The sequence below is a fragment of the Niallia sp. FSL R7-0271 genome, assembly GCF_038005785.1.
Taxonomy (GTDB): Bacteria; Bacillota; Bacilli; order Bacillales; family Cytobacillaceae; genus Niallia.
The window spans coordinates 53,909-77,127 of record NZ_JBBOTZ010000001.1 but is presented as its reverse complement, the minus strand read 5'-3'; the positions used below and the strand labels follow the sequence as shown (position 1 = coordinate 77,127).

22 protein-coding genes and 1 tRNA gene are annotated in these 23,219 nt (G+C 38.2%); 1 reads left to right on the top strand and 22 read right to left on the bottom strand.

The window, feature by feature from the left end; genetic code table 11:
• Nucleotides 1-89: 89 nt before the first annotated feature.
• The 3 genes from MKX82_RS00395 to spoIIE form a co-directional block, all read right to left on the bottom strand.
• Nucleotides 90-1,085, bottom strand: a complete 996-nt coding sequence (locus MKX82_RS00395; RefSeq protein ID WP_341074487.1) for a protein kinase domain-containing protein — start codon at nucleotides 1,083-1,085, stop codon at nucleotides 90-92.
• Nucleotides 1,069-1,806: a vWA domain-containing protein gene (locus MKX82_RS00390; RefSeq protein WP_237940522.1), complete on the bottom strand. Its 738-nt coding sequence runs from the start codon at nucleotides 1,804-1,806 to the stop codon at nucleotides 1,069-1,071. Before MKX82_RS00390 ends, MKX82_RS00395 begins: the two co-directional genes overlap by 17 nt.
• Before the next feature lie 78 nt (nucleotides 1,807-1,884).
• Nucleotides 1,885-4,368, bottom strand: coding sequence for a stage II sporulation protein E (gene spoIIE / locus MKX82_RS00385; protein ID WP_237940520.1), 2,484 nt, complete (start codon nucleotides 4,366-4,368; stop codon nucleotides 1,885-1,887).
• A 413-nt stretch (nucleotides 4,369-4,781) separates the two neighbouring features.
• Between spoIIE and MKX82_RS00380 the strand changes: the two genes are divergently transcribed.
• A tRNA-Met gene (locus MKX82_RS00380) sits at nucleotides 4,782-4,855 on the top strand.
• A gap of 154 nt (nucleotides 4,856-5,009) precedes the next feature.
• On the opposite strand, the gene MKX82_RS00375 is transcribed toward MKX82_RS00380, so the two are convergent.
• From MKX82_RS00375 to purR, 19 genes are all read right to left on the bottom strand, one after another.
• Nucleotides 5,010-5,486 (bottom strand): S1 domain-containing RNA-binding protein, encoded by a 477-nt coding sequence (locus MKX82_RS00375; RefSeq protein WP_233318785.1) that lies wholly within the window; start codon nucleotides 5,484-5,486, stop codon nucleotides 5,010-5,012.
• Between the two features lie 116 nt (nucleotides 5,487-5,602).
• Complete coding sequence (locus tag MKX82_RS00370) at nucleotides 5,603-5,980, bottom strand: FtsB family cell division protein (protein WP_237940518.1); 378 nt, start codon at nucleotides 5,978-5,980, stop codon at nucleotides 5,603-5,605.
• Nucleotides 5,981-5,998: 18 nt separating this feature from the next.
• Nucleotides 5,999-6,625 carry a spore cortex biosynthesis protein YabQ gene (gene yabQ / locus MKX82_RS00365; RefSeq protein WP_233318788.1) on the bottom strand — a complete coding sequence of 209 codons (627 nt, stop codon included), beginning with the start codon at nucleotides 6,623-6,625 and terminating at the stop codon, nucleotides 5,999-6,001.
• Complete coding sequence (gene yabP / locus MKX82_RS00360; protein ID WP_233318790.1) at nucleotides 6,622-6,924, bottom strand: sporulation protein YabP; 303 nt, start codon at nucleotides 6,922-6,924, stop codon at nucleotides 6,622-6,624. Before yabP ends, yabQ begins: the two co-directional genes overlap by 4 nt.
• 142 nt (nucleotides 6,925-7,066) lie before the next feature.
• Complete coding sequence (locus tag MKX82_RS00355) at nucleotides 7,067-7,324, bottom strand: RNA-binding S4 domain-containing protein (protein ID WP_233318792.1); 258 nt, start codon at nucleotides 7,322-7,324, stop codon at nucleotides 7,067-7,069.
• A gap of 13 nt (nucleotides 7,325-7,337) precedes the next feature.
• On the bottom strand, nucleotides 7,338-8,810 hold the full coding sequence (gene mazG, locus MKX82_RS00350; protein ID WP_237940516.1) for a nucleoside triphosphate pyrophosphohydrolase: 1,473 nt from the start codon (nucleotides 8,808-8,810) through the stop codon (nucleotides 7,338-7,340).
• A gap of 1 nt (nucleotide 8,811) precedes the next feature.
• The gene (locus MKX82_RS00345; RefSeq protein WP_233318797.1) at nucleotides 8,812-10,416 is read right to left on the bottom strand and encodes a putative polysaccharide biosynthesis protein; all 1,605 of its coding nucleotides are present in this window, start codon (nucleotides 10,414-10,416) and stop codon (nucleotides 8,812-8,814) included.
• A gap of 126 nt (nucleotides 10,417-10,542) precedes the next feature.
• The gene (locus tag MKX82_RS00340) at nucleotides 10,543-11,643 is read right to left on the bottom strand and encodes a DUF1648 domain-containing protein (RefSeq protein ID WP_251648014.1); all 1,101 of its coding nucleotides are present in this window, start codon (nucleotides 11,641-11,643) and stop codon (nucleotides 10,543-10,545) included.
• A 2-nt stretch (nucleotides 11,644-11,645) separates the two neighbouring features.
• The gene (locus tag MKX82_RS00335; protein ID WP_341074478.1) at nucleotides 11,646-12,026 is read right to left on the bottom strand and encodes a GntR family transcriptional regulator; all 381 of its coding nucleotides are present in this window, start codon (nucleotides 12,024-12,026) and stop codon (nucleotides 11,646-11,648) included.
• A gap of 130 nt (nucleotides 12,027-12,156) precedes the next feature.
• Nucleotides 12,157-12,693 (bottom strand): stage V sporulation protein T, encoded by a 537-nt coding sequence (spoVT, locus tag MKX82_RS00330; RefSeq protein ID WP_192486470.1) that lies wholly within the window; start codon nucleotides 12,691-12,693, stop codon nucleotides 12,157-12,159.
• 415 nt (nucleotides 12,694-13,108) lie between these two features.
• The gene (gene mfd, locus MKX82_RS00325; RefSeq protein ID WP_233318802.1) at nucleotides 13,109-16,651 is read right to left on the bottom strand and encodes a transcription-repair coupling factor; all 3,543 of its coding nucleotides are present in this window, start codon (nucleotides 16,649-16,651) and stop codon (nucleotides 13,109-13,111) included.
• A gap of 234 nt (nucleotides 16,652-16,885) precedes the next feature.
• Nucleotides 16,886-17,116: an anti-sigma-F factor Fin family protein gene (locus MKX82_RS00320; RefSeq protein WP_192486466.1), complete on the bottom strand. Its 231-nt coding sequence runs from the start codon at nucleotides 17,114-17,116 to the stop codon at nucleotides 16,886-16,888.
• A 97-nt stretch (nucleotides 17,117-17,213) separates the two neighbouring features.
• Entirely contained in the window at nucleotides 17,214-17,777 is a 564-nt protein-coding gene (gene pth, locus MKX82_RS00315) for an aminoacyl-tRNA hydrolase (protein ID WP_341074475.1), read from the bottom strand.
• A 228-nt stretch (nucleotides 17,778-18,005) separates the two neighbouring features.
• The gene (locus MKX82_RS00310) at nucleotides 18,006-18,644 is read right to left on the bottom strand and encodes a 50S ribosomal protein L25/general stress protein Ctc (RefSeq protein WP_192486464.1); all 639 of its coding nucleotides are present in this window, start codon (nucleotides 18,642-18,644) and stop codon (nucleotides 18,006-18,008) included.
• Between the two features lie 176 nt (nucleotides 18,645-18,820).
• Nucleotides 18,821-19,777: a ribose-phosphate diphosphokinase gene (locus MKX82_RS00305; protein WP_341074474.1), complete on the bottom strand. Its 957-nt coding sequence runs from the start codon at nucleotides 19,775-19,777 to the stop codon at nucleotides 18,821-18,823.
• Between the two features lie 100 nt (nucleotides 19,778-19,877).
• On the bottom strand, nucleotides 19,878-21,248 hold the full coding sequence (gene glmU, locus MKX82_RS00300; RefSeq protein WP_192486462.1) for a bifunctional UDP-N-acetylglucosamine diphosphorylase/glucosamine-1-phosphate N-acetyltransferase GlmU: 1,371 nt from the start codon (nucleotides 21,246-21,248) through the stop codon (nucleotides 19,878-19,880).
• A gap of 308 nt (nucleotides 21,249-21,556) precedes the next feature.
• Complete coding sequence (gene spoVG / locus MKX82_RS00295) at nucleotides 21,557-21,847, bottom strand: septation regulator SpoVG (protein ID WP_101658244.1); 291 nt, start codon at nucleotides 21,845-21,847, stop codon at nucleotides 21,557-21,559.
• Between the two features lie 158 nt (nucleotides 21,848-22,005).
• Nucleotides 22,006-22,380: a 2-iminobutanoate/2-iminopropanoate deaminase gene (gene ridA, locus MKX82_RS00290; RefSeq protein WP_192486461.1), complete on the bottom strand. Its 375-nt coding sequence runs from the start codon at nucleotides 22,378-22,380 to the stop codon at nucleotides 22,006-22,008.
• 13 nt (nucleotides 22,381-22,393) lie between these two features.
• Nucleotides 22,394-23,218 carry a pur operon repressor gene (gene purR / locus MKX82_RS00285; RefSeq protein ID WP_192486460.1) on the bottom strand — a complete coding sequence of 275 codons (825 nt, stop codon included), beginning with the start codon at nucleotides 23,216-23,218 and terminating at the stop codon, nucleotides 22,394-22,396.
• Between the last annotated feature and the right edge of the window lies 1 nt (nucleotide 23,219).

The following is a 23,219-nucleotide window of genomic DNA, read 5'->3' as shown; positions in this document are numbered from 1 at the left end:
TTTTATGTAAGCATGCAGTCTGCTTATGTAAGAATAACATTTTTGCGAAAGCTACATCAAATGCTTTCCCTTATGTTTCCTATCGTATATTAAGTCAATTGACCATAAATATATACAATATAAAGCAATGATATGACTACTATTAATAGAATAGATTCTAGATAACCTGTCCTTTTTTTCTTTTTGGCCATCTTTTTTTGCTGTGCCTGTGCTCTTTTTGGACTAGCCCCTCTGTTTTTTATAGATGGAGCCTTTGTTTTGCCAGAGTTGCTTGTCCTTGTATTTGTCCTAGCTTCTTGGCCGCTAGAAAGTTTAATCAGCTCGCCTCTCATCTCATTAGCACTGCCGTATCTACCAGTTAGCGCTTTTGTTAGCACCTGTTCATAAGGTAATAATTCCCGCTTCTTTTGAATCATCATTTGGAGCTGCTTAAGTCCTCCTTCTAGCTTATTAAATCTCTTCGGATAAAAAATATTTATCATAATCATAGCGACAGCAAACAGATCATAAGAAGGCTCTGCCTTTCTTGATCCGAGTCCCCAGTAGCCGCGGTCATAAAATTCTGTGAACTCTTTTATTGCTCTGCCTATAATAGTAGTACCACCTACATCAATACATCTTATTCTAGTAGGAGGCCCATTTATAATTAAGTTTTCCGGCTTTAAATCTCCGAACACCCAATTGTTATCATGTAGAACTTGAAGATCCTTTAATAGCTGTATCATTAATACATTGACCCAAGAACTATCCTTATTTTCAATATAAGTTAATAAATCAGGTCCATTTATATACTCCATAACATAAAAAGATACTGTTCCACTCGTCGTGACCCAATCATCAACATCTATTAAAGAAGGTCCAAGGCTGTAACCTTGGACCTTAGCAAAGGATTTTAATACATTTACCTCTGAAATAATCGACATGCCATTATCACTTAGCTTTAAAGCAACCTTTCCAAGGGCAGAGTCTGCGAGAAACACAGTCCCATTTGCCCCAAAGCCAAGCTCTTTAATTATGGTATAATCCTTCCGATGCCATTTCCCTTTGATTATTGTTCCGCGATTAATCTTAAATGGACTCTTCATAGAATTCATCATCGTCACGTCTAATCAGACTCCTTAATGAACGTTTTTGCTTAAAGTATTGGATTGCTTCTTTTAAAGCCGGACCAGTAGGTGTAATACCCCCAGTTGTAAGCCTAGAAAAAATACTTGTTAATGATTCTAGCCGCGGAGTCCAGTCAAGCAGCTTTTCGACATCTTTCTTTTTCCCGGGAAATACAAATACTGAATATCTGTTTTCACCTGATCTTGCATTCAAACTCAAAGACAAGTCAATCAAAGCTTCTTTCACTGTAGGGAGCTTATGCTTCATACTCGCACTAGTATCAACTAAAACAAGCACCTCCAGCTCAACTGTTTCACCGAGCTCATCGACAACCTCCATCACTTCTCCCCGTTTTTCCGGTGGTAAATCTTCCACACTGCTTGATTTTCCTAATATCTGCTGCAGCTCTTTGTTGACAACGCCCTGCAATGTTTGAGTCATTGCTTTTTTTGTTACCATTTGAACTGTTTGCGCTAAAGCTTGAGCGTATACAACCTGACTCACCCCTCCGCCTGAAAGGGCAATTTCCTCTATTTCTTTCAAACCACGATCATCAATAATATCCTTTTCCATTACCCCGATTACATTTACAGTAATTCCTTGTTCGTTCGCTAATGCAGCCATTGCAATTGGATCATTTCCCTGATTAGAACACCCGTCTGTTATAAGCAATATTTGTTTTATTGTACCTGTTTTCATATTTCTCCCCTCCATCTATTAATGAGTTAGTCCCATTTTCGACGGAAAAGAGAGCATTTATACCTCTATTTTAGTGAACTAGTTTGCTTTTTGATGAAATCCTCTCATTGGGATAGAAGCCCATTTCGGTATATTATGGTTAATCTGTGCTACAAGCACAGTCATATCATCCTCAATTAGACCAGACCGAGACCTGATAACCTCTTCCATAATAAGGTCAGCAACCTCCTGTGGACTTTCTGTTTTAAGCTCTTTGATTTTCCTCTTCATCCACAAGTCAAAGTTTTCGACATGCTTTGGTCCCTCAAATACCCCATCACTCATCATGATCAATAAATCTCCTGCTTTTAATTGCTCACTTACCACATCAACATCAAATTCCTGAACAATCCCCATCGGCAAGTTGCTAGCTTGTATTTTAATTACTTTCGATCCCCTTTTTATAAAACTTGGTGTGGACCCAATTTTAAGAAACTTAGCATTTGCATTTTGCAAATCAATCATCGCCAAATCTAGAGTTGCAAATACCTCATCAGTTGTTCTTAATGACAGCACAGAGTTGATAGATTTGATCGCAACCTGTTCTTCAATTCCAGATTGAAGTATTTTCTGGAGAAGCTGCAATGTTTCCTCACTTTCGATATGCGCCCGCTCTCCATTACCCATCCCGTCACTTATTGCTACAGCATATTTGCCTAATCCAAGTTCGATCGTTGAATAACTGTCTCCCGAGATAAACCCACCATCCTTTGCAGCATGAGCAACACCTGTTTCAACGACAAATGCTTTTGCAGAACGGAATGTTGCATGGCTGTAATCATTCCCATAAGCTCCAGTCTCTTCTTTATTGACAATGATTGTTTCATTTAAAATATCTGACAGCATTGGCGCTATAAGCTTTTCACACTCTCCGAATCCTGTGTTATATGGAATGGTTATATCAATATCAACATTTCCTTGTTCTAGACTGTAAATTTCCACATTCTCAATATGAATGCCAAATTCTTGGATAGCTTCAAGTATTAATTCCTCCTGTTTATGGTGGTTTTCTCTTTCTCTTTGTATTTCTTTCGCAAAATCCCCCATCACCTCTGAAACACCTAATAATTGGTCTGCAACTAGCTTTCTGCTTTCTTGAACTTGCTTTTTAAGTTTCTGGTTTGCTTGATACAGTGTTAATTCCTGATGAATCGCATCTACTACTTTTTTCGATCTTGTACAATGCTTCTCCCATTCTCGTGATAACCCTAATGAAATACTACCATCCGTCTCTGACATTTCTGTCATAATATCTTTCATATAGTCATAAGTTGTATTAAAGTTCCTTGCCCAGCAAGCTTCTTTTCTAAAGCAAGTTTGACATGTTTTTTCTGTCACATTGCTTAAGAAATAATCAAGCTCTCTATCTGAATCGTCTATATCTTTTTGTATATTATTCGCAGAAAAACTATTTGAAAGTGCTTCAAACACTGTGGAAAATTGGGAGACTCTTTGAGCTGTGACGTCACGCATTTTCCTCATATATTGTTGCTGCTCCTGCGAATATTCGGCAGTACCTGGAATATGCTTAGCTATCCGTGACGTAAGTAAAGATGGCGTAAGCATAAATAGAAAAACAGAGACAGTTGTTTCCATAAGGGAAACTGACAGCACACCGCCACCTTCTCCATACATGCCGATTAATAGTGTTGCAATATAAAGTCCTAATGCAACACCTACCTTTCTGCCTTCCTTCAATAATCCGCCAAGTAAACCAGAGAACGCAAGCAAGCTCATATGATAGAAACTCGAAATGCTTGCCAGACTAAATATAAGACCAGTTACAACCCCTACTGTCGAGCCAATTGTTGCACCTGCCATAAATGCAAATAAAAGCACTAAGTAGCGTGACATAATATGTTCGATTGACAAGTCATACAGACTCCACCCGATTGTTCCCGTCATAACAGAAGCCAGCATAATAATGAGACATACGATTTCTTCTGTTTTTAATGCTTGTCTCCTTTTGCCGATAGTCAATAATGGCAGACTCTGCATAAAAATTAAAGTAAGAATATATCCTAGACTCGCTTCAACAAGCGCCATCATCGCTCCATACATTGTAATTGCGCCCGAAATAATATAAGACTCGCCTAAGCTAACTAACAAAACAGTTGAAAGTACAAGAACAGGGACAAAATTATTATTATTCTCATTTTTTCTCCACTTACTGAGAGGTTTATAAATAATGAGGAATAAAAATGCGAGTATAAAACTAATAAAAGCCTCCCTTAAGGAAAGAGTAGCAGCTCCTCCAATTAAGCCTACTAGCGCTAAAGGCGCCTTATCCTTTCGCGTTAAGTACACCGCCGCAAAGAAAGGGAGGACAAACGGGGTCAGTTTAGCCAGAATTAGCGCTCTCCCCAAAAGAAAACCAATAACCAAAAGTATATAGCCTTTGGCCAAAAAAAAGCTTTCTACTTTCGTATGGAATTTATGATATATAACGCCAAATCCCTCTTTTGATTTGCCAAAGTCTACATCTGCAATACCGTCCATAATATCCCTTTCCACTTTTTCCATTTAACTCAACTCCCTATCAGGTATCGTTGCACACAATTATAAGAGTTGTAATAGTAAAAGTTTGTCAAAAGAGCGGACAAGCCTATATATTTCGCTCGACTTCTTTCAAGCAATTTCTTGCATTTAAACAAAATTCGCTAAAGCTATAGCTGACATACTCCTGTTTCTCTTTTCGACTAAAGATTATAATTAACTAATCAGCGCCTGTGTTTGCTTACCATTAACTGCATGAATAACCTTGCTCCTATCTTTTCCTGTAATCTTCTAGGCCTTGTTTTATTTGTCAAAAAATGAGTGTCAGCTTCGACTTTTTATATTAATCACCATGTTTACTTTGTCATAAAAAAAAGCAGTTGACTTTTATCGAAAAAGTTTGTATTATATATCTTGTGCCTAAGGCGCCTTTCATACATGGCGGTGTAGCTCAGCTGGCTAGAGCGTACGGTTCATACCCGTGAGGTCGGGGGTTCGATCCCCTCCGCCGCTATCCTTTAAAAAGGACGATAGATTAATCTATCGTCCTTTTTTTGTTCTGTTCTTAACAATAAAAAACAAAAAAAGCAAGCCGTTATGGCTTGCTTTAAGCTATGGGAATATACGAACGATAAACCCTGCTTTTTTATAAAAAATTCAGCAGCAAGTTACCCTCGTCTAGCGCCTCTTCCCCCGCGTTTAGACTCAGTATTTCGTTTAAGAGAAGCTAACCGATCTTCACTGTCTTTTAGGAAACGAGCCATCTTTGATTCAAAGTTTTCCTTTGGAGCACGGTTATCATGCGATTTCGCATTGCGAGGTCTTGATGCGTTATTGGAGTAGCCGCCTCTAGACTCTCTGCGCTCCCCACGATCATGGGATCTTTCTGGTCTTTCTGGTCTTTCCGGTCTATCTTTTGCCTTTTTAATAGACAGGCCAATCTTGCCATCTTTCTCCACATTAATGACTTTCACTTCCACTACGTCTCCGACCTTTAAGTGATCATTAATGTCTTTTACATAATTATCTGCGACTTCACTAATGTGAACAAGACCAGTTGCACCTTCTGGGAGTTCTACAAACGCACCAAAATTAGTAATTCCTGTTACCTTTCCTTGTAACTTGCTGCCTACTTCGATTGACATAAAAAAGTTTTGCCTCCTTAAGGATATAAAAAATCATACTTATACTATATTATACAAAATGAAAAAAAAGGGTGTCAATATAACTGTTGACCTTATTATTTTCCATCAGCGCCTGTTTAATCGTTCTTATCTGGGATACTGAAGATAATTTCCCCTTTTTCAGAAAGAAGCAAATCTTTCCTTGCAAGCTTGGCCAAATAATCTTCATCATTCAATTTCACAATTTGTTCCTTTAACTGCTTTTCTTCCTTCTCCAACATAGCGATCTTTCCATCAAGCTTTTCCTTTTCAGCAGCCTTTTCTTCCAAAGTGGAGCTTTGGGATATGAGTGTTGAAATCATGAAAAAGCCGATAGCCAGTGCACAGATAGAGAAAGCAGTTAACCTTCGGAACAACAGCTTCTTTTTTCTTGCTGCACTGATACTCAGTTCTTCTTGCTGTACTGTATATTCTGTTTGTAATTTTGTCACATCTGTTTTTTTTAATACACTCATACTCTGCTCCTCCCTTCCTTACTGTTTTTTTCTATTTTTTATCCATTCCTTAACATATTTCTTTATCATGGTATAATATCCTGCCAATTTCCCAGAATATTTCTCGACGAATAATTTAATCCTTTTCGGCAAAATCAGCCATATTAAGGACAATAGCCATTTAAACGGCAACAAAACTATCTTCAGAATAAATCTTAATACCCTGATAATAAAGTTGACAAGTGCCATAAGTCCCTTTAACAAGAAAATTACCACAGAAACCATAAATAAGAGAAGTGTTTTTATAGGTTTATAGATAAGATTTACCACTAACTTGACAGTAAGCTGGTAGAATCGGACACTAACAGAAATAATAAGCTTCAAAAACGAAAGATAAATTGATTTCAATAAGGCTTGGTATGCTGCAAAACCTAATAACACTGCTAGTACCAAATAGATTCTAATTTCACCTTGGTTCACTAAAAATAGCACATAAAATATTAACAAAGCCTGCAAAACCCAAAAAAGGAGGTCATGGAAAAAGACAATGGTTCTTTTCCTTTCAGCTCTTTTCAAAAAGAACTGATACGTATCTAAGCTTATCCCAAAAAACAAACCCATGCCAACCATAGCCAGCATGGTCATGAATTGTGTAGATAGTGTCATCGGAATATCTTGCTAAAGAAACCCTTAGCTTTTTCTCCGCTTTGTTCATCAACATAAATCAATTCAAACACTTTGCCCTTAATAGAAACAATCCCTTTTTCCACATCCAGGTTTTTCATTTGCAGGTTTTGTCCTCGAATAGATAAGAAACCCATCACTGTCTCCAGCAAAAACTCTTCATTATCAAAGCTTTCCACTTGCTTAACTCCTGTAATGTCAAGCAATCTTCTTCCTCTCATGATAACATCATGCTCTATGTTGCTCGTTTTCGCAGTATTGGAATCATAATTTTGGTTCATATCCTTATCCCTCACAATCACAAAAGTACAATCATTTGTACAAGTGTATGAGGAGGGAGTCGAAAAAAGAACAAGCTCTTTTCCCAAAAATTGATCGCTTGGTTACTCTGTCTTTTATTCCCCGGTAATTCCTTTAGTTAAACTAGGATACTGTCTCTTCTTTAATGATTTTATACATATTAGCCGCATCTTCTTTTTTTGTAGATTCTTGCAGTATTTCTATTTGGACCGTCACTAGCTTTTGGCCAAAACGGACTTGCAGTTCATCGCCCACTTTAACATTACTGCTGGCTTTTGCCTGAATTCCGTTTATAAGAATACGTCCTTGATCTGCAACCTCTTTAGCCAATGTTCTTCTTTTAATTAATCTGGAAATTTTTAAAAATTTATCTAATCGCATGTCTATTCACTCCTTATCTGTTTTCTTTCTCCATCTGTTTAGCTTCTTCCCAATAACTATCTAAAATTTCTAATGGCAGCTCCTGCACTTCCTTACCCAATTCCTTAACCTTTGCTTCAATAAAATGAAAACGGCTGATGAACTTTTGATTTGTGCGGAAAACAGCTAATTCTGGATCTATCTTGTAATATCTAGCTACATTTACAAACGAGAACAGAATGTCGCCAAATTCTTTTTCCATTTCTTCTTTACTTGCCCCATTCTCTACTTCTTCTCTGAACTCTATCATTTCTTCTTTCACTTTATCCCAAGCTTCTGCAACTTCCGGCCAATCGAATCCAGCTTTTGCCGCTTTACTTTGAAGATCATAAGCTCTGGAAAGATTAGGCGAGCTACTTAAAACCCCATCAAGCAAGGAAGCTTGCTTTTCTGGCTTTTCCGCAGTTTTTGCTTGCTGCCATGTATCCAAGACATCTTCCACTGTTTCTAACTTCTCTTTTCCAAAAACATGAGGATGTCTCCGCACCATTTTTTCTGATATTCCTTCTATCACATCATCAATGGAGAAATAGCCTTCATCTTCACCTATTTGGCTATGAAGCATAACCTGCAGCAATACATCTCCGAGTTCTTCTATTATATTATCGATATCACCCTCATTGATTGCCTCAATAAGTTCAAATGATTCTTCAATTAAATATTTTCTAAGCGACTCGTGGGTCTGTTCCTTATCCCAGGGACATCCTTCGGGACCTCTTAATGTTGCAATAATCTGCCGCAACTTTGCAAACTGTTTATAAAGCATTCGCTCCTCTTGCACTGGTGGAATATATAACGATGTTAAGTTATTCAACTCTACCTCTCTATCCAATTCATGAAGCTCAATTTCCTTGATGCGCTCCTGCGCACTGCCTGCAGCTGTTACAATCACTACAGGATAGTCATAAGGAAGCTTTTCCATTAAGGTAAGCTTAACTTCAGATGCTGAAAAAGCATCATACACTTGTCCAATGATAAGATGCTGCGTGAACTGCAACTCATCTTTTCGCAAGTCTGTACCATCCAGTAGCTGAAAACCATCGATAGGGTCAATTTTCAACGCTTGAAAGATATTATCTAAAAAGCTTTGACCTCCGCCAATCTTTAAGTTAACCTCACCCTTTTCACTTTTTTCAATAAGGAGCTGAACTGTTTTTTCTGCTACAAGAGGATGACCTGGCACTGCATACACGATAGCTTCTTTCTCTGCCTCTACCATTAAAACATCCACGATTTCACTATAAACAGCGTCAAATTGATCATGCTTCTCATATATATAATCCATATAAATAAATTCGCCGCCCTCTTCTTCAAGTACAGCAAGAACAGGATGATCCTTCGTACGCACATAAACCTTTTGCTTATTATTCATTAAGCTTCTATAAACACCAAGCGGAAGCTGGTCAATATCACCTGCACCTAGTCCTATTACTTCAATGTTTCTCATGCTATTTTCTTCCTTTCTTAGGTAAAAACCAGCTTAACTTCCTTCCGAACGGCAATACCAGCAAATCTTGCTCTTTAAACACATTGCCTCTAAGAACGAGGAAGACATAAACAAATCCTCCAAGCACTACTCCCGTCAGAGATTGAAATGCGGACAGCAAACGGCTGTCTTCTCTTTGCATAAATATATCTGTCAGAAGAATATACCCTTCAACAGATAAGTACATACATATAGCCGCAAACAAAATAATGACTATATGCTTGCTATTTACAAGCGGCACTTTCAATAGCATATATAATTTAACAGCCATTAATACAAGAATGATAAGCAGTGTTAAGTTAGTCGCATAGGCTGCTCCGCTCGTTCCAAACGCAGAAACAAACGGGCCGTTTAACACATACTTAATGACAAACCCAAATAAAACAATAACAGCTGGGAAAAGAGTAGAACCCAATCCTTGAAGTACTGCAGTACATGTAACAATCATTGCATTAAGCAGAATGACAAAGCATAAAACCGCTAGTACCTGGGACCCTTGTTCATTTTGGAACAGCATGCTGTTTACTTCACTAATCATGCTTAGCAGACCAACGGAGGCACCAAACCCAAAGAAAAGGCTGACCACTAGTGAAAATCTTACCTTTTCAGCTAAAATGCTCTTTTCCTTTTTCATTCTTTCACCTGTAATAAATGGTACTAATGTTAAAGCCATTGAAGTAGAAATGACTGTCCCAAGCTGTATTAACGGCTGTCCTCTGTCATATATTCCTTTAAGCACCTTTGCCTCTTCTTCATTAATTCCAGCAGAAAGAAGCTGAGTATAAATTGTTAAAGAGTCAGCAAGCTGTAATAAGATGAGCAGCATACTGCTTATTGAAATAGTAATTCCTTCATATATGATTCTTTTTATAATTTTTCTATTATCACTGTTCCATAATTTGCGAACAGACGAGATACTACGCAGAGAGTGATGCTTTTTATAAAAGTAAAACAACACTAAAAAGGAAAGCAAACCTCCTGTTACAGAGCCAAGCATCGCACCTGCTCCAACCGCATATAACGAATAGCCTTTGCTTATGAAATAAACGGAGCAAAAAAGAATGGTGCCTACCCTCATCAACTGTTCAGCAACTTGAGAAAAAGCAGTTGGAACCATGTTGCCTTCTCCTTGGAGCAATCCCCTAGATGTAGCAACAAAAGGTGTGAATAAAAAGGCAAATGATATCACTTTAATCAGAATAGCTAACTCTTCATCACCCATAGCAGCTGACAAATACTCTGCTCCAAAGAATAAGAACAAGAATGAGCCTATTCCCAAGGAGTATAAAAGCAAAAAAGAGGAACGAATAAGTCCTTCCAGTCCAATTACATCGCCCTTTGATTTCATTTCTGTATATAGCTTAGATATAACAACGGGAAATCCATATGTACTTAAAGCTATTGCCACACCATAGATTGGATAAACCTGTTGATATATATAAAAACCTGTATCTCCGACTATATTTTGAAAGGGTATTCTGTATACAGCGCTCAATATTTTTACGACAAGCGCTCCAACTGTCAGGATGATAGCACCTGTGAACCAATTATTTGATTGTTTAGGCACAAGCAAGGCCCCTTCCATCTTCTGTTTCGCTTGTATTATAGCACAATTCCACCCTAGTTGCCTTTGCACACCCCATAAAAAATGCTAAAAAAAGGAAAATGCGAAAAAGCATTTTCCTTTTTTCTGTTACAGAAAAGATGTCACAATTATAATAAGAATGAGAGGTCCAAAAATGATGGCATATCCTAACGGTTGTGCAAAGTTGATGCTCCAGCCTATTCCGAACCTTTTCTCTACGAACAACGATGGATCATTTTTATTGAAATAGAAAAGTCCTCCCTTCCAATGATAGTCTGAGTCAAAATCAGAAACTTCCTTCGTGACGTCAGCTTTTGTCAATGCCTCAAGCTGCACATTTAGCTTTCCTACTTTAATTGCATATACAAGAGTCCCAATCAATACTACCGCTAGAAATGCTAACGGGAATAACAGCATTAGAGTCTCGGCAAATATGCCGGGATAAATAATGGATAATTGCAGGAAGGACAACAATACCGTCATTACTAAAGAGATGATCGCTAAAAACCAGCTGTTGTACTTTCTCATAAGCAGCTGCCTTGTCTTAGAACCAGATTTGTTAGAAGCGCTAATCTTGATTCCCGATTTTCTAGTAAATTCGTGGATGGCAACAAACATGGACTGCATAACCAATAGGAGCAGCAGATGGGAAAGAACGGAAAGATAGCTTTTTTCCGTAAAACTGTCTGGTTGACCATTAGCTCCCCAGTGGGTTGGAATACTGTCTGGTATTTGAGTATATTGCGTGAGGGTAAGCACACTTAAACCTAGTGTTAAAAGAATCGGCATAGCTACTATAAACCATGGCAGCATTTCGTCGAGCTTTCTGACGCTCAAGTCTGTAATCTTCACTTCCTTTAAAGCGGCAGACCAACCTGTACGCTTCTTCAACTCCGACATCTTTCCATGGCAGTAAAAATATAAGATTAGTCCCCAAAGCATCGAAGATAATAGAAGCACCATACCTAAAGCTGCTCTAACACTTGGATTCAGTTCATTCATCCATATTGCATAACCAGCAATAATAGCCAGTGAACCGGCTGAGTAACTGATCACATATAGTTTTTTATAAAACTGCACCCTCTTTTCATCTTTATACTCATCCGGTACATACACACCAAACACATGTGTTTTTCTCATGACAACAGGGATAATACTTTGCATCACTGTTTGAAAAACCATTAACACTATAAATATTCCTTGTTCCATGTTTATTCCCCCTTATATTCATTGATCAGCAATTCTACAAGACCGTTTATCTCTGCTTTCCCCATTCCTAATGTCATTGCCTCAAGCAATACTGGCTTCATTTCTCTAACAAGCCGCTCATAATGCTCAGACCCAGTATTCGCATGTTGAAGTCTTACAATCGCCCCTGATTTCGGGATAATTTGAATAATCCCTCTCTTTTCGAGCTCATGATAGCTTTTATTAACTGTATGCATGTTAATACCTAGGTCAGCTGCTAAGGACCTTACAGAAGGAAGCATGTCTCCCTCCTTTAATTCCCCTTTTAAAATTCCCTCCATTAATTGATGTATTAATTGCGAATAAATAGGGAAGTCTGATTGAGGGTCTAATTTAATATACATTTTTATTCTCCTTACTTGTTATACCTTTATTATAACAGATTTGTTCTACACTTCATATAACAAGACGCTGATTTTCTTTTAAAAACAACAAAAAGGGCAGCCAATATAGCTGCCCTTAACAATATTAAGATTAGGATTCCATTTGTCTAGCTAAAAAGCCAGCAGCAGTTTCTACTGCTTTCTTTTCTACCTCGCCAAGAGTACCTTCTTTAGAAAAAATGATAACTGCACCAATTGGATCACCATTTGCAATGATTGGTCCGATGGTATAGGCAGAAACAGTTTCTGTATTGTTATCTACGAGTGCAATTTGCTCTTGCTGTGTAATAAGGACTGATCCTCTGTCCTCCATTGCCTTCTCAATAACTTCACTGATATTCTTGTTTAAATATTCCTTCTTCGACCCACCGGCAACTGCAATATAGGTATCCCTGTCACAAATTAATACAGAGTTTCCTAAGCTATCATAAAGAGCTTCTGCATACTCTTTAGCAAAATCACTTAGCTCGCTAATAGGAGAATACTTCTTCAAAATTACTTCCCCATCGCGATCTACGAATATTTCCAGTGGATCTCCTTCACGGATACGTAAAGTTCTTCTGATTTCTTTTGGGATAACGACACGACCCAAATCATCGATTCGACGCACAATTCCAGTTGCTTTCATTTCATGTTGCCTCACTTTCATCAGATGATTTTTTAATATTGGTAAGTATTTCTTCTGTAAAATATGAAATGCTACCATATTTAAACTTAGTATCTTTCATATGGAAAGTTCTATGCATTAACTACGTAAAATTTTCTCTTCGATGTGAATATTACCATCTTAGGTAACACGGGACATTTTCTGCAAAATTTACAGTTGCGGCTAAAGACATTTTTTCCAAAACAAAACATAAACATTGGCATTGCTTTGACAAAAAAGCGGAATCCATTAAAAAGCTGCCTTTTAGCAATTATATCTCTGGTTTTCTTTACCCCTGTCCATATTAGATAAACCTGCGCATAGGCATAATAAGACAAAAAAACTGTTTGGATACAAGCATGATGCCCTCTCCAAACAGTTTTCAGTTATCATATTTTCAGCTTGCCTCTTGAGGCTCTTTTTTAAATGTGCTCAATGCCTCTACCATTTCATAACAAGCATTTAGCCACTTATCTGTTTCAATTCCTTTTACATGGAGGACGATTTTTAATTTTTTGCCATCCATTCCTAAACCAATCATACGGCCAAACTTCGAACTCTTCTCGAAAATCTTCTGTCCGTCCATTAAACTGCTGCCATGCTCAGACAATAGAATCAGAACTTCTTCTTTCGATTGTTTAATAAGCTCTACTCCAGCAGCTTTTCCATACAGCTTCATTTCTGTCAATTTGAACAAATAAGCAACCTCAGATGGATAATCTCCAAATCTGTCGACCATTTCATCCTGAAGCTCTGAAAGCTCATCAAAGGACGCAACCCCTCTAAACCTCTTATACATTTCAATCTTCTGCTGACCATCACTAATATAAAAGTCTGGGATATAAGCATCAATATCCAGATCTAGATCAATTGTCTGTTTCTGCTGCTCATCAAATGTACCTTTTCTTTCTTCAATAGCATCCTTGAGCATTTGAGAATACAAATCAAATCCGACTGAATCAATAAATCCATGCTGCTGTGCTCCGAGAAGATTACCTGCTCCTCTTATCGTCAAATCTCTCATGGCAATTTTGAAGCCTGAACCAAGTTCAGTAAATTCCTTGATTGCCTGCAGCCTTTTTTCTGCTACTTCTGTGAGAACTTTATCCTTGCGGTAAGTAAAGTATGCATAGGCAACCCGGTTTGAGCGTCCCACACGTCCGCGCAGCTGGTAAAGCTGGGAAAGACCCATGCGATCAGCATCCTGAACAATTAGTGTATTTACATTCGGGATATCTACACCTGTCTCAATGATGGTTGTGCTAACCAACACATCAAACTCTCCCTCTAGGAAGCTGAGCATAACCGATTCCAGCTCATTTTCGGTCATTTGCCCGTGAGCATATGTTACCCTTGCATCTGGGACAAGCATCGATATTTCCTCTGCTTTCCGTTCAATATCTTCAACCCGGTTATACAGGAAGTAGATTTGCCCGTTACGTGCCAATTCCCTTTCAATCGCTTCACGCACTAGTGCTCCGTTATATTCCATTACATATGTCTGTATTGGGAAGCGGTTCTCCGGCGGTGTCTCAATAACAGAAAGGTCGCGCACACCCAGCATTGACATATGCAGCGTTCTCGGAATAGGAGTTGCTGTTAATGTCAGAACATCTACGTTAGTTTTTAGCTGCTTGATTTTTTCTTTATGCGTAACACCAAAACGCTGTTCTTCATCAATGATCAGCAAACCTAAATCACGATAAGTAATATCCTTTGAAAGAATACGATGTGTTCCCACAACGATATCAAAGGTGCCTGCTTTTAACCCTTTAATAGTGTCTGTCTGCTGCTTTCTTGTCCTAAATCTGCTTAATAATCCTATTTCAATCGGATAATCCTGGAATCGCTCTCTCAAAGTCTCATAATGTTGCTGTGCTAAGATGGTTGTAGGCACAAGAAAAGCGACTTGCTTTCCATCTGCAATTGCTTTGAAGGCTGCACGAATGGCAACTTCCGTTTTCCCATAGCCAACATCTCCACATAACAGTCTATCCATTGGACGTTCTCTTTCCATATCCTTTTTGATCTCATGGATAGAGCGTAGCTGATCTTCTGTCTCTTGGTATGCAAAGGATGATTCAAATTCCCGCTGCATTTCTCCATCTGGAGAGAAACCATAGCCGACGGCTGCTTCCCGCTCTGCATATAGCTTAATAAGATCATCAGCAATGTCCTGAACAGATGATTCAACCTTCTTCTTAACCTTCTTCCAATCATTGCCGCCCAATTTATATATTTTTGGCTCTTTGCTCTCTGACCCTACATATTTTTGCACTAAGTCTATCTGATCAACAGGAACATACAGCTTGTCGCTGCCTTGATAGCGTAAATGGAGGTAATCTTTATGAATACCATTAATTTGCAATGTTTCAATTCCTAAGTACTTACCAATCCCGTGATTTACATGCACAACATAATCGCCAATTTTCAACTCAGAATAGCTCTTTATTCTTTCTGCATTAGAAAGCTTTTGCCTCCGTGCAGATGATTTTTTCACTTTAGTCTTAAATAGCTCTTCCTCAGTAATAACAGCAAGCTTTAATAATGGCATTTCAAAGCCAGACTGAAGGCTTCCCTCCAGCAGCTGAATTTTGCCTGTCGCAATCCTGTCATTGTCTGTTTGAATATCTGCCTGAATATCATAATCTTGAAGCACTTGTTCTAGCTTCTCTAACCTTTCCTGATTGTTCGCTAAAACAAGGACAGAGTACTTATTCTTCTTCCAACGATCCATCTCAGATTTAAGCACATTCATTTGCCCGTGGAAGCTTTGCATTTGTTTACACGTAACATTAATGATATTCTGCGGATTTGTATTCGGAACATGGCGCAGGAATAAAGACATATAAACAATTGGCTGCACAGCCTTATGAAGCAAATCTTGGACATTTTGCGAAAGCTTCATGTCATGAATGATTTCCCCTTCATTCAGCAGGCCAGTATACCAATCAGCCTCTTCCTTCTCCAATGTATCGTTCATTTCTTGAACTCTACTAATTTCATCAATAAAAACCAGACCATTTTTTGGTAAATAGTCTATCAAACTTGTATGATCAGGATATAGAAGAGATAAATATTTATAGAGCTGCTCCGGCTTCTGGCCATTTTTCAGCTGCTCAATCTCATGTCCTATATTCTGTGCAAGCAGTGTCTTCGTCTTTTCATCTTTAATCTTTTTCAGACTTTTTGCCAAGCCAGTCTCGACCTTTGCTGCAAAAGCCTCCAGCTCAACTGTATCAATAATAACCTCTGTTGCTGGACCAATTGTTATGGAAGAGAGCTTCTCTTTTGAACGCTGGTCTTCTAGTGAGAATGTTCGAATAGAATCAATTTCTGTATCAAACAATTCCATACGTAGGGGATACTCCTCAGTTAAAGGATAAATATCCAATATACCCCCTCTTAAACTGAAGTCACCAGGGGCAGAAACCATATCTGTTCGTACATATCCAGTCGTAACAAAGCGTTGGATGAGCTCTTCCAGATTAATATCCTTACCGACTTCAAGTTCAATTTGCTGTGCTTGCCACAGACTTTTTGGTGGAAGCATCTTTCTCAAACCCGCAACAGGGACAATCAGTATCCCTTTAGCTGTTTTATCATTTGTCCAGTGGTTCAGCACTTCAATCCGCTGTGCCTTTAATTCTGGACTGGAGATACTAATTTCAGCAGCTATAAGCTCATTGGCAGGGTACAAGAATACTTCCTTCTCGTCCACTACATTAGTTATATCATCATAAAGTTTTTGTGCCTGAAGCAGATTTGGTGCTACTACAACCACTGGTCTTTTTGTTTGCTCATATATAGAAGTCATAAATAGTGTTCTTGCAGAGTTAGATAAACCAGAAACTATTTGTTCCTTCAACCCCGCCTCAACACCAGACATGACATTTTTAATGTCTTCCTGTTTATTGAATAATTTTTTTAGGCCTAACAATAGAAGATTCCCTCCCTACTTAAAAAATGAAAAAACAATCTAGTTTTTTCGTACAAATTACACCTATCATACATTTTATCTGCCCCTTGAAGCCTGTTTATCTATTTATAATTTTTTTGTTTAGATCAATAATATTATATTACATTAAATCTCCAAAATTCTGTAAACAAGCAAACGGAAAAATGCTTTGGAATCGCTCCAAAGCTTCTTTCGCCATGAAATGCTTTCATAACATTAATGAATCAAATAATCGGTTTCATAATAACCTGGATTTTTAGCTAATGATTCTTGGCAATCCTCACAAATGGACTTGATATGAATATCGCCTGACCCGCTGTAATTTATCATCTCTGCTCTTTCTTGTTCTGTCAAGATATCAAAGCCCAGCCGGGAAGTTTCAACAGACTTCGCTTCAATACTTCCTATCTTTACTCCACAATGACGGCAATTATAATGTATAGCCATAAAGCAGGCCTCCTTAAAGCTTTATACTAGTGCTAGTATTTACCTTTTGGAGGGAAGTTATACTTAAGAATCTAAAAGCACAGCGGCCTTAAAACGCTTACTGGATATTATATATATTCATCACTTGCAGGAATGGTTCTTTCATCCACTGTTCACAAGCATCAGAACATTTCTTCACAATGATTTCCAAAGCCTCTTGCTCTTCCTTCGTAAATCTTCCTAAAACATAATCTGTCACTTTCATCCCATCCTGGGGCCTGTCAATTCCGACACGAATACGATTAAATTTTTCAGTGCCTGTATGCGCAATCGTCGATTTAATCCCATTATGTCCGCCAGAGCTTCCTTTTTGTCGCAATCTTATTTTGCCGACAGGCAAATCTAAATCGTCGTATATTACAACGATATCCTCTGTTTTAATATCATAATAGTCCATGATTGGGCGGATGGATTCCCCAGACAAGTTCATGTACGTCAGCGGCTTTAACAGTACTGCCTTTTCTCCATTAATCATCCCGATGCCATATTGTCCCTTGAATTTAGATTTATCCAAAGGGATTCCATACTCTTTAGATATATAATCTATAACTTCAAAGCCAATATTATGCCTTGTTTTTTCGTATTGCTTTCCTGGGTTGCCCAAGCCTACTACCAATTTCATGAAATTCACCCTTTTATTCTTGTTTATATACAGAAAAAGAAGGCTTGCCAATAACTTCTCAATCGGCCAAGCCTCCATTATTGATTATCACAGCTTGTATGTATATATCAAATAGGAACAAGCACAACTTGCCATCCTATTTGATATTCTACATCCATTTAATGCATACCTTCCTTTTTTAAGCATTTAATCATTAAATACATACAAAAGGTCCATATTACCTAAAAATTAATCTGTTTCCTCAACAGTCGTTTCTCTGCCTTCTACATTTTCTGGAATTCCACCATCTTGCTGCTCACCAGTGCTTATTTCTTCCTCTTGTCTTGGAGGAAGTATGGAAGCAATGGTTTCATCTGCCTCATGGTTAATTTCCAGATTGTCATATCCTTTAATATCAGAGATAGATAGCGTTTCGCCAACCTGCAGGCTGCTGATATCAATATCAATAGCAGCAGGAATATCGTTAGGCTTTGCTGTTACTTCGACTTCATGCAGCGCCTGCTGCAGAACGCCGCCATCCTTTACGCCGCTTGATTCGCCAGTAAGATTGATTCTGACTGTTGCAGTTATTTCTTTTGATAAATCAACCGCTAAAAAGTCAACATGTAGAATTGTTCGTTTAATCGGATCAGAATGATATTCGTTCAGCACAACATTGTGCTTATCACCATCGACATCCAAGGAAATAACTCCATTGCGTCCAACATCCTTCAATACTTTTAAAAAGTTCGCTTCATTTAGCGTAATAGATGTGCTGTCCACTTTGGAACCATAAACCACGCCTGGAATGTCTCCTTTAGTCCTTAAATCCGTTAACACCGAATGCTTAGAAACCGTACGCTTTTTTGCTTGTAATGTTGCACTCATAATAAAATTCGCCTCCATTATATTCAAATCACTATATATAAAAAATTCCCTAAAACTAGCTATTTTAAACATACTAGTTAGTAACTAGGTAATTTTTTCCTAAGAGTGAAAGAATACAGAAGACCAATATCCCAATAGAAATAAGTCGCTCCCCTTAACAGAGAGCGACATATTTCTTAATCAAAAAGATAGCTTACTGACTGATCGGAATGAACTCTGATTATTGCTTCTCCAAGCAATTCTGCTACAGAAAGTTGAATTACGTTATCTGTAAGCTTTTCTTCTGAAAGCTCAATAGAGTTTGTAACTACAAGCTCTTTTATTTTTGAATTCTTAATTCTTTCCATGGCAGGTCCAGACAGAACAGGGTGTGTACAGCAAGCGTACACTTCCTTCGCTCCATTCTCAGCAAGAGCATTTGCTCCAAGAGTAATTGTGCCAGCAGTGTCAATGATGTCGTCAATAAGAATAGCAATTTTTCCTTCGATATTTCCGACGATGTTCATGACTTCAGCCACATTCGGTTTAGGACGTCGTTTATCAATGATAGCAATTGGTGCTTTAAGACGCTCTGCAAGCTTACGAGCTCTTGTTACACCGCCATGGTCTGGTGATACGATGACAATATCGCCGTCGAATTCCCTTTTGCTGAAATATTCACCTAAAATTGGCACACCCATCAAGTGATCGATAGGAATATCGAAGAATCCTTGAATTTGCGGTGCATGCAAGTCTAACGTTATAACACGAGTAGCTCCTGCAGTTTCCAACAGATTCGCTACCAGCTTAGCTGTAATTGGTTCACGTGCACGAGCTTTACGATCTTGACGTGCATAACCATAGTAAGGTATTACCAAGTTAATTGTTTTAGCAGAAGCGCGTTTTAAAGCATCAATCATGATAAGAAGCTCCATGATGTGCTCATTTACAGGAGAACTTGTTGATTGAATAATATAAACATCACAACCACGAATGCTCTCTTCAATATTGATTTGAATTTCTCCATCACTGAAACGTGTAACAGAGCACTTACCTAGTTCTACGCCGATTGTTTTGGCAATTTCCGCTGCCAACGCCGGATTGGAATTTAAGGTAAATACCTTTAAGTTTGGATCTGTATTTTTAACTAGCATGATGAACCTCCACTGGCTTTATTCCTAATTAATAGCTTGTCCTAATTTCAGCAAGGAATAAGACAGGATTAATTCCCTCTTATTCCACTTTTTACTTCTTTCAATCTTGCTTTGACTTTTTCACGTACTCATCTTTATTAACTTGTCGGGCCCGTGCAATGGATAACGCATCCGCTGGAACATCATCTGTAATAGTAGAACCAGCTGCAACGTAAGCTCCTTTGCCTACTTTGACTGGTGCTATCAAATTGGAATTACAGCCAATGAATGCACCATCTTCTATGGTTGTCAAAAACTTATTTTCGCCGTCGTAATTGACTGTTATCGTACCACAGCCTATATTGACATCACTGCCAACTGTCGCATCACCGATATAGCTTAAATGGGAAGCTTTGCTTCTGTCCCCAAATTCCGCCTTTTTGATTTCAACAAAATTACCTATTTTCACGTCATCACCTATAGCGGAGGCAGGACGGATATGGGCGAAAGGTCCAATATTTACATTCGAACCAATTTTGCTGTCAAATGCAGCAGATTGCCTGATTTCAGTATTTTCTCCAATAACACAATTGCTTATTTCCGTATTTGGTCCAATAACACAATCGGAAGCAATAGCTGTTTGCCCTGAAATTATTGTGCCTGGCAAGATGACCGTATCATTTCCAATCGTAACATCTGTGCCGATATAAGTATTTGATGGATCTACAATCGTGACACCATTGCGCATATGAGCTTCATTGACACGTTTCTTAAGGAGTCTTTCAGCTTCAGCCAATGCAATCCGGTCATTCACGCCAATCGTCTCATTAAAGTCCTCTGTCTTATATGCAGATACTATTTCACCTTGTTTTTTGAAAATCTCAATGACATCAGGCAAATAGTACTCCCCTTGAGCATTTTCATTTGTGACATTATTCAATGCCTCAAACAGAGCTGCATTATCAAAACAGTACGTACCAGTATTTATTTCGACAATTTTCTTTTCGTCATCCGAAGCATCTTTATGTTCAACAATTTTTTCAACTTCACCAATATCGTTCCGTACAATCCGTCCATAACCTGTCGGGTCGTCTGCAACTGCAGTCAATACTGTTGCTTTAGCGGAAACTTCTAAATGATAACTGCAAAGAGCCTCTAACGTCTCCGATGTAATCAAAGGTGTATCGCCGCAAACAACGACTGTGACTCCTTCTTTATCTTGAAGAAACTCCTTAGCCTGCATAACTGCGTGTGCAGTTCCTAACTGTTCAGCCTGATAAGCATAACTGATTTTATCTCCAAGCTGTGCTTTAACTTGATCCGAACCGTGGCCTATAACAGTTACAATACGCTCCATTTGAAGCTTTGATACTTGATCGACTACATGCTGCACCATCGGCTTGCCGCAAACTGGATGAAGCACTTTATATAGCTTAGACTTCATTCTTGTTCCTTGTCCTGCGGCCAAAATCACTGCGTATCGATTTATCATTAACGGGCCTCCAATTTAACCTTTTTATCCATTAAAAATATATCCTAATTACAGCATGATTTCAAGGAATGTTTGTATCCAAATATATGAAAAACAGCTGAAATAATAAGGTGTATAAGGGTTTCTCATCAATGATTTTTTTATTTACTTTTCTTACGGATGCTAAGAATCCGCTTACCTTTTTTCCACTGTAATAATTCACATGTGCAAATTATTTCTATATCTATATAAAATTATGCTTCAACTATCTGTAGTCGCAAAAAAAGAGCCTTACTCTTCGGAAGTAGGCTCTAGCTGCTCATTATTCTTTAGGAAGCACCAGCTTCTTCAAATTCAACTTCTAATTCACCTAAACGGTGGTACTCTGTTAAAACAGCTTCCTGGATTTTACCTCTTGTCCCGGAGTTAATCGGATGAGCAATATCCCTAAATTCACCATCTGGTGTCCGTTTGCTAGGCATTGCGACAAATAAACCGTTATTTCCGTCAATGACCCTAATATCGTGAACAACAAACTCATTATCTAGAGTAATAGAGGCAATGGCTCTCATTCGTCCATCCGTATTGACTCGGCGTAGTCTTACGTCAGTTACTTCCATTCTGTTCACCACCTTTACTAGAAGATAAAATCTAGTTAAGTAATTCAACAGAATTTCCATAACTCCTTCTTAATCAGCAAAATTTTTTAGAATATTTAAGATAAAATCCTAAAAAACGCTAACTTTAGTTACAAAAACTAACATATTCCTACCTAAAGTTACTTACTTAATGCGATTACTTCAATTTCAACTAGTACATCTTTAGGCAATCTTGCTACTTCTACACAAGAACGTGCTGGTTTATGTACATTAAAATATTGACCGTACACTTCATTAATTGCTGCAAAGTCATCCATGTTTTTAATGAAAACAGTAGCTTTCACGACAGTTTCAAAAGAAGCATTTGCTTCTTTCAGTACCGCTGCAAGATTTTTAAATACTTGGTGTGTTTGTTCCTGTACGTCACCAGTAACTAATTCTCCTTCTGCAGTCAAAGGGATTTGGCCGGAGCTGTAGAACATGTTATTGACAATAATTCCTTGAGAATATGGACCAATTGCTGCTGGCGCATCATTTGTTTGTACAATTTTCATTTTCATTATCCCCCTATTGGTTCTTATCAAAAAAATTTCCAACTTCAACAGATATTTTCTTTTCTTTAACATCAACACCAGAAAGTTTTACCAATGACAAATAATCATCAACAAGCCTTTCCTCCGCTTCTTCCGCCTCAATCAATACGGCAATACCGGCAACGTTAGCATTAAATTCATCCAATAGGCTGATCATGCCATTCACTGTGCCGCCTGCCTTCATGAAATCATCGACAATAAGTACGTTGGAGCCTTGCTCTAAGCTTCGTTTTGAAAGAACCATCGTTTGAATCCGCTTGGATGAGCCTGATACATAATTAATGCTCACTGTTGATCCTTCCGTTACTTTACTGTCCCTTCTTACCATCACAACTGGAACATTCAAGAATGAAGCAACAGCATAGGCAAGCGGGATCCCTTTTGTTGCCACTGTCATGACAACATCAATATTTGTTTCAGCAAAAGCAGACGCAAAGATTTTCCCTACCCTTTGTACAAGAGCCGTATCTCCCAGAATATCTGTCATATAAAGATATCCACCAGGAAGCAGCCTGTCAGGTTTCATTATTAATTGACAGAGCTCCTCTATGAATGCTTTTGCTTCCTCTTCATTAACTTTAGCGTGATATTTCACGCCACCTGCAGCACCTGGCAATGTTTGCAGAATCCCTATTCCTCTTTCCTCAAAGGTTTCTTTTATTATCGCTAAGTCTTCACTGATGGAAGATTTAGCAGAACCATACCTTTCGGAAAAATAAGATAAGGAAACTAATTGCCTTGGATGCTCTAATAAATAATTCGTCATGTCTATTAAACGTTCACTACGACGAAATTTCATA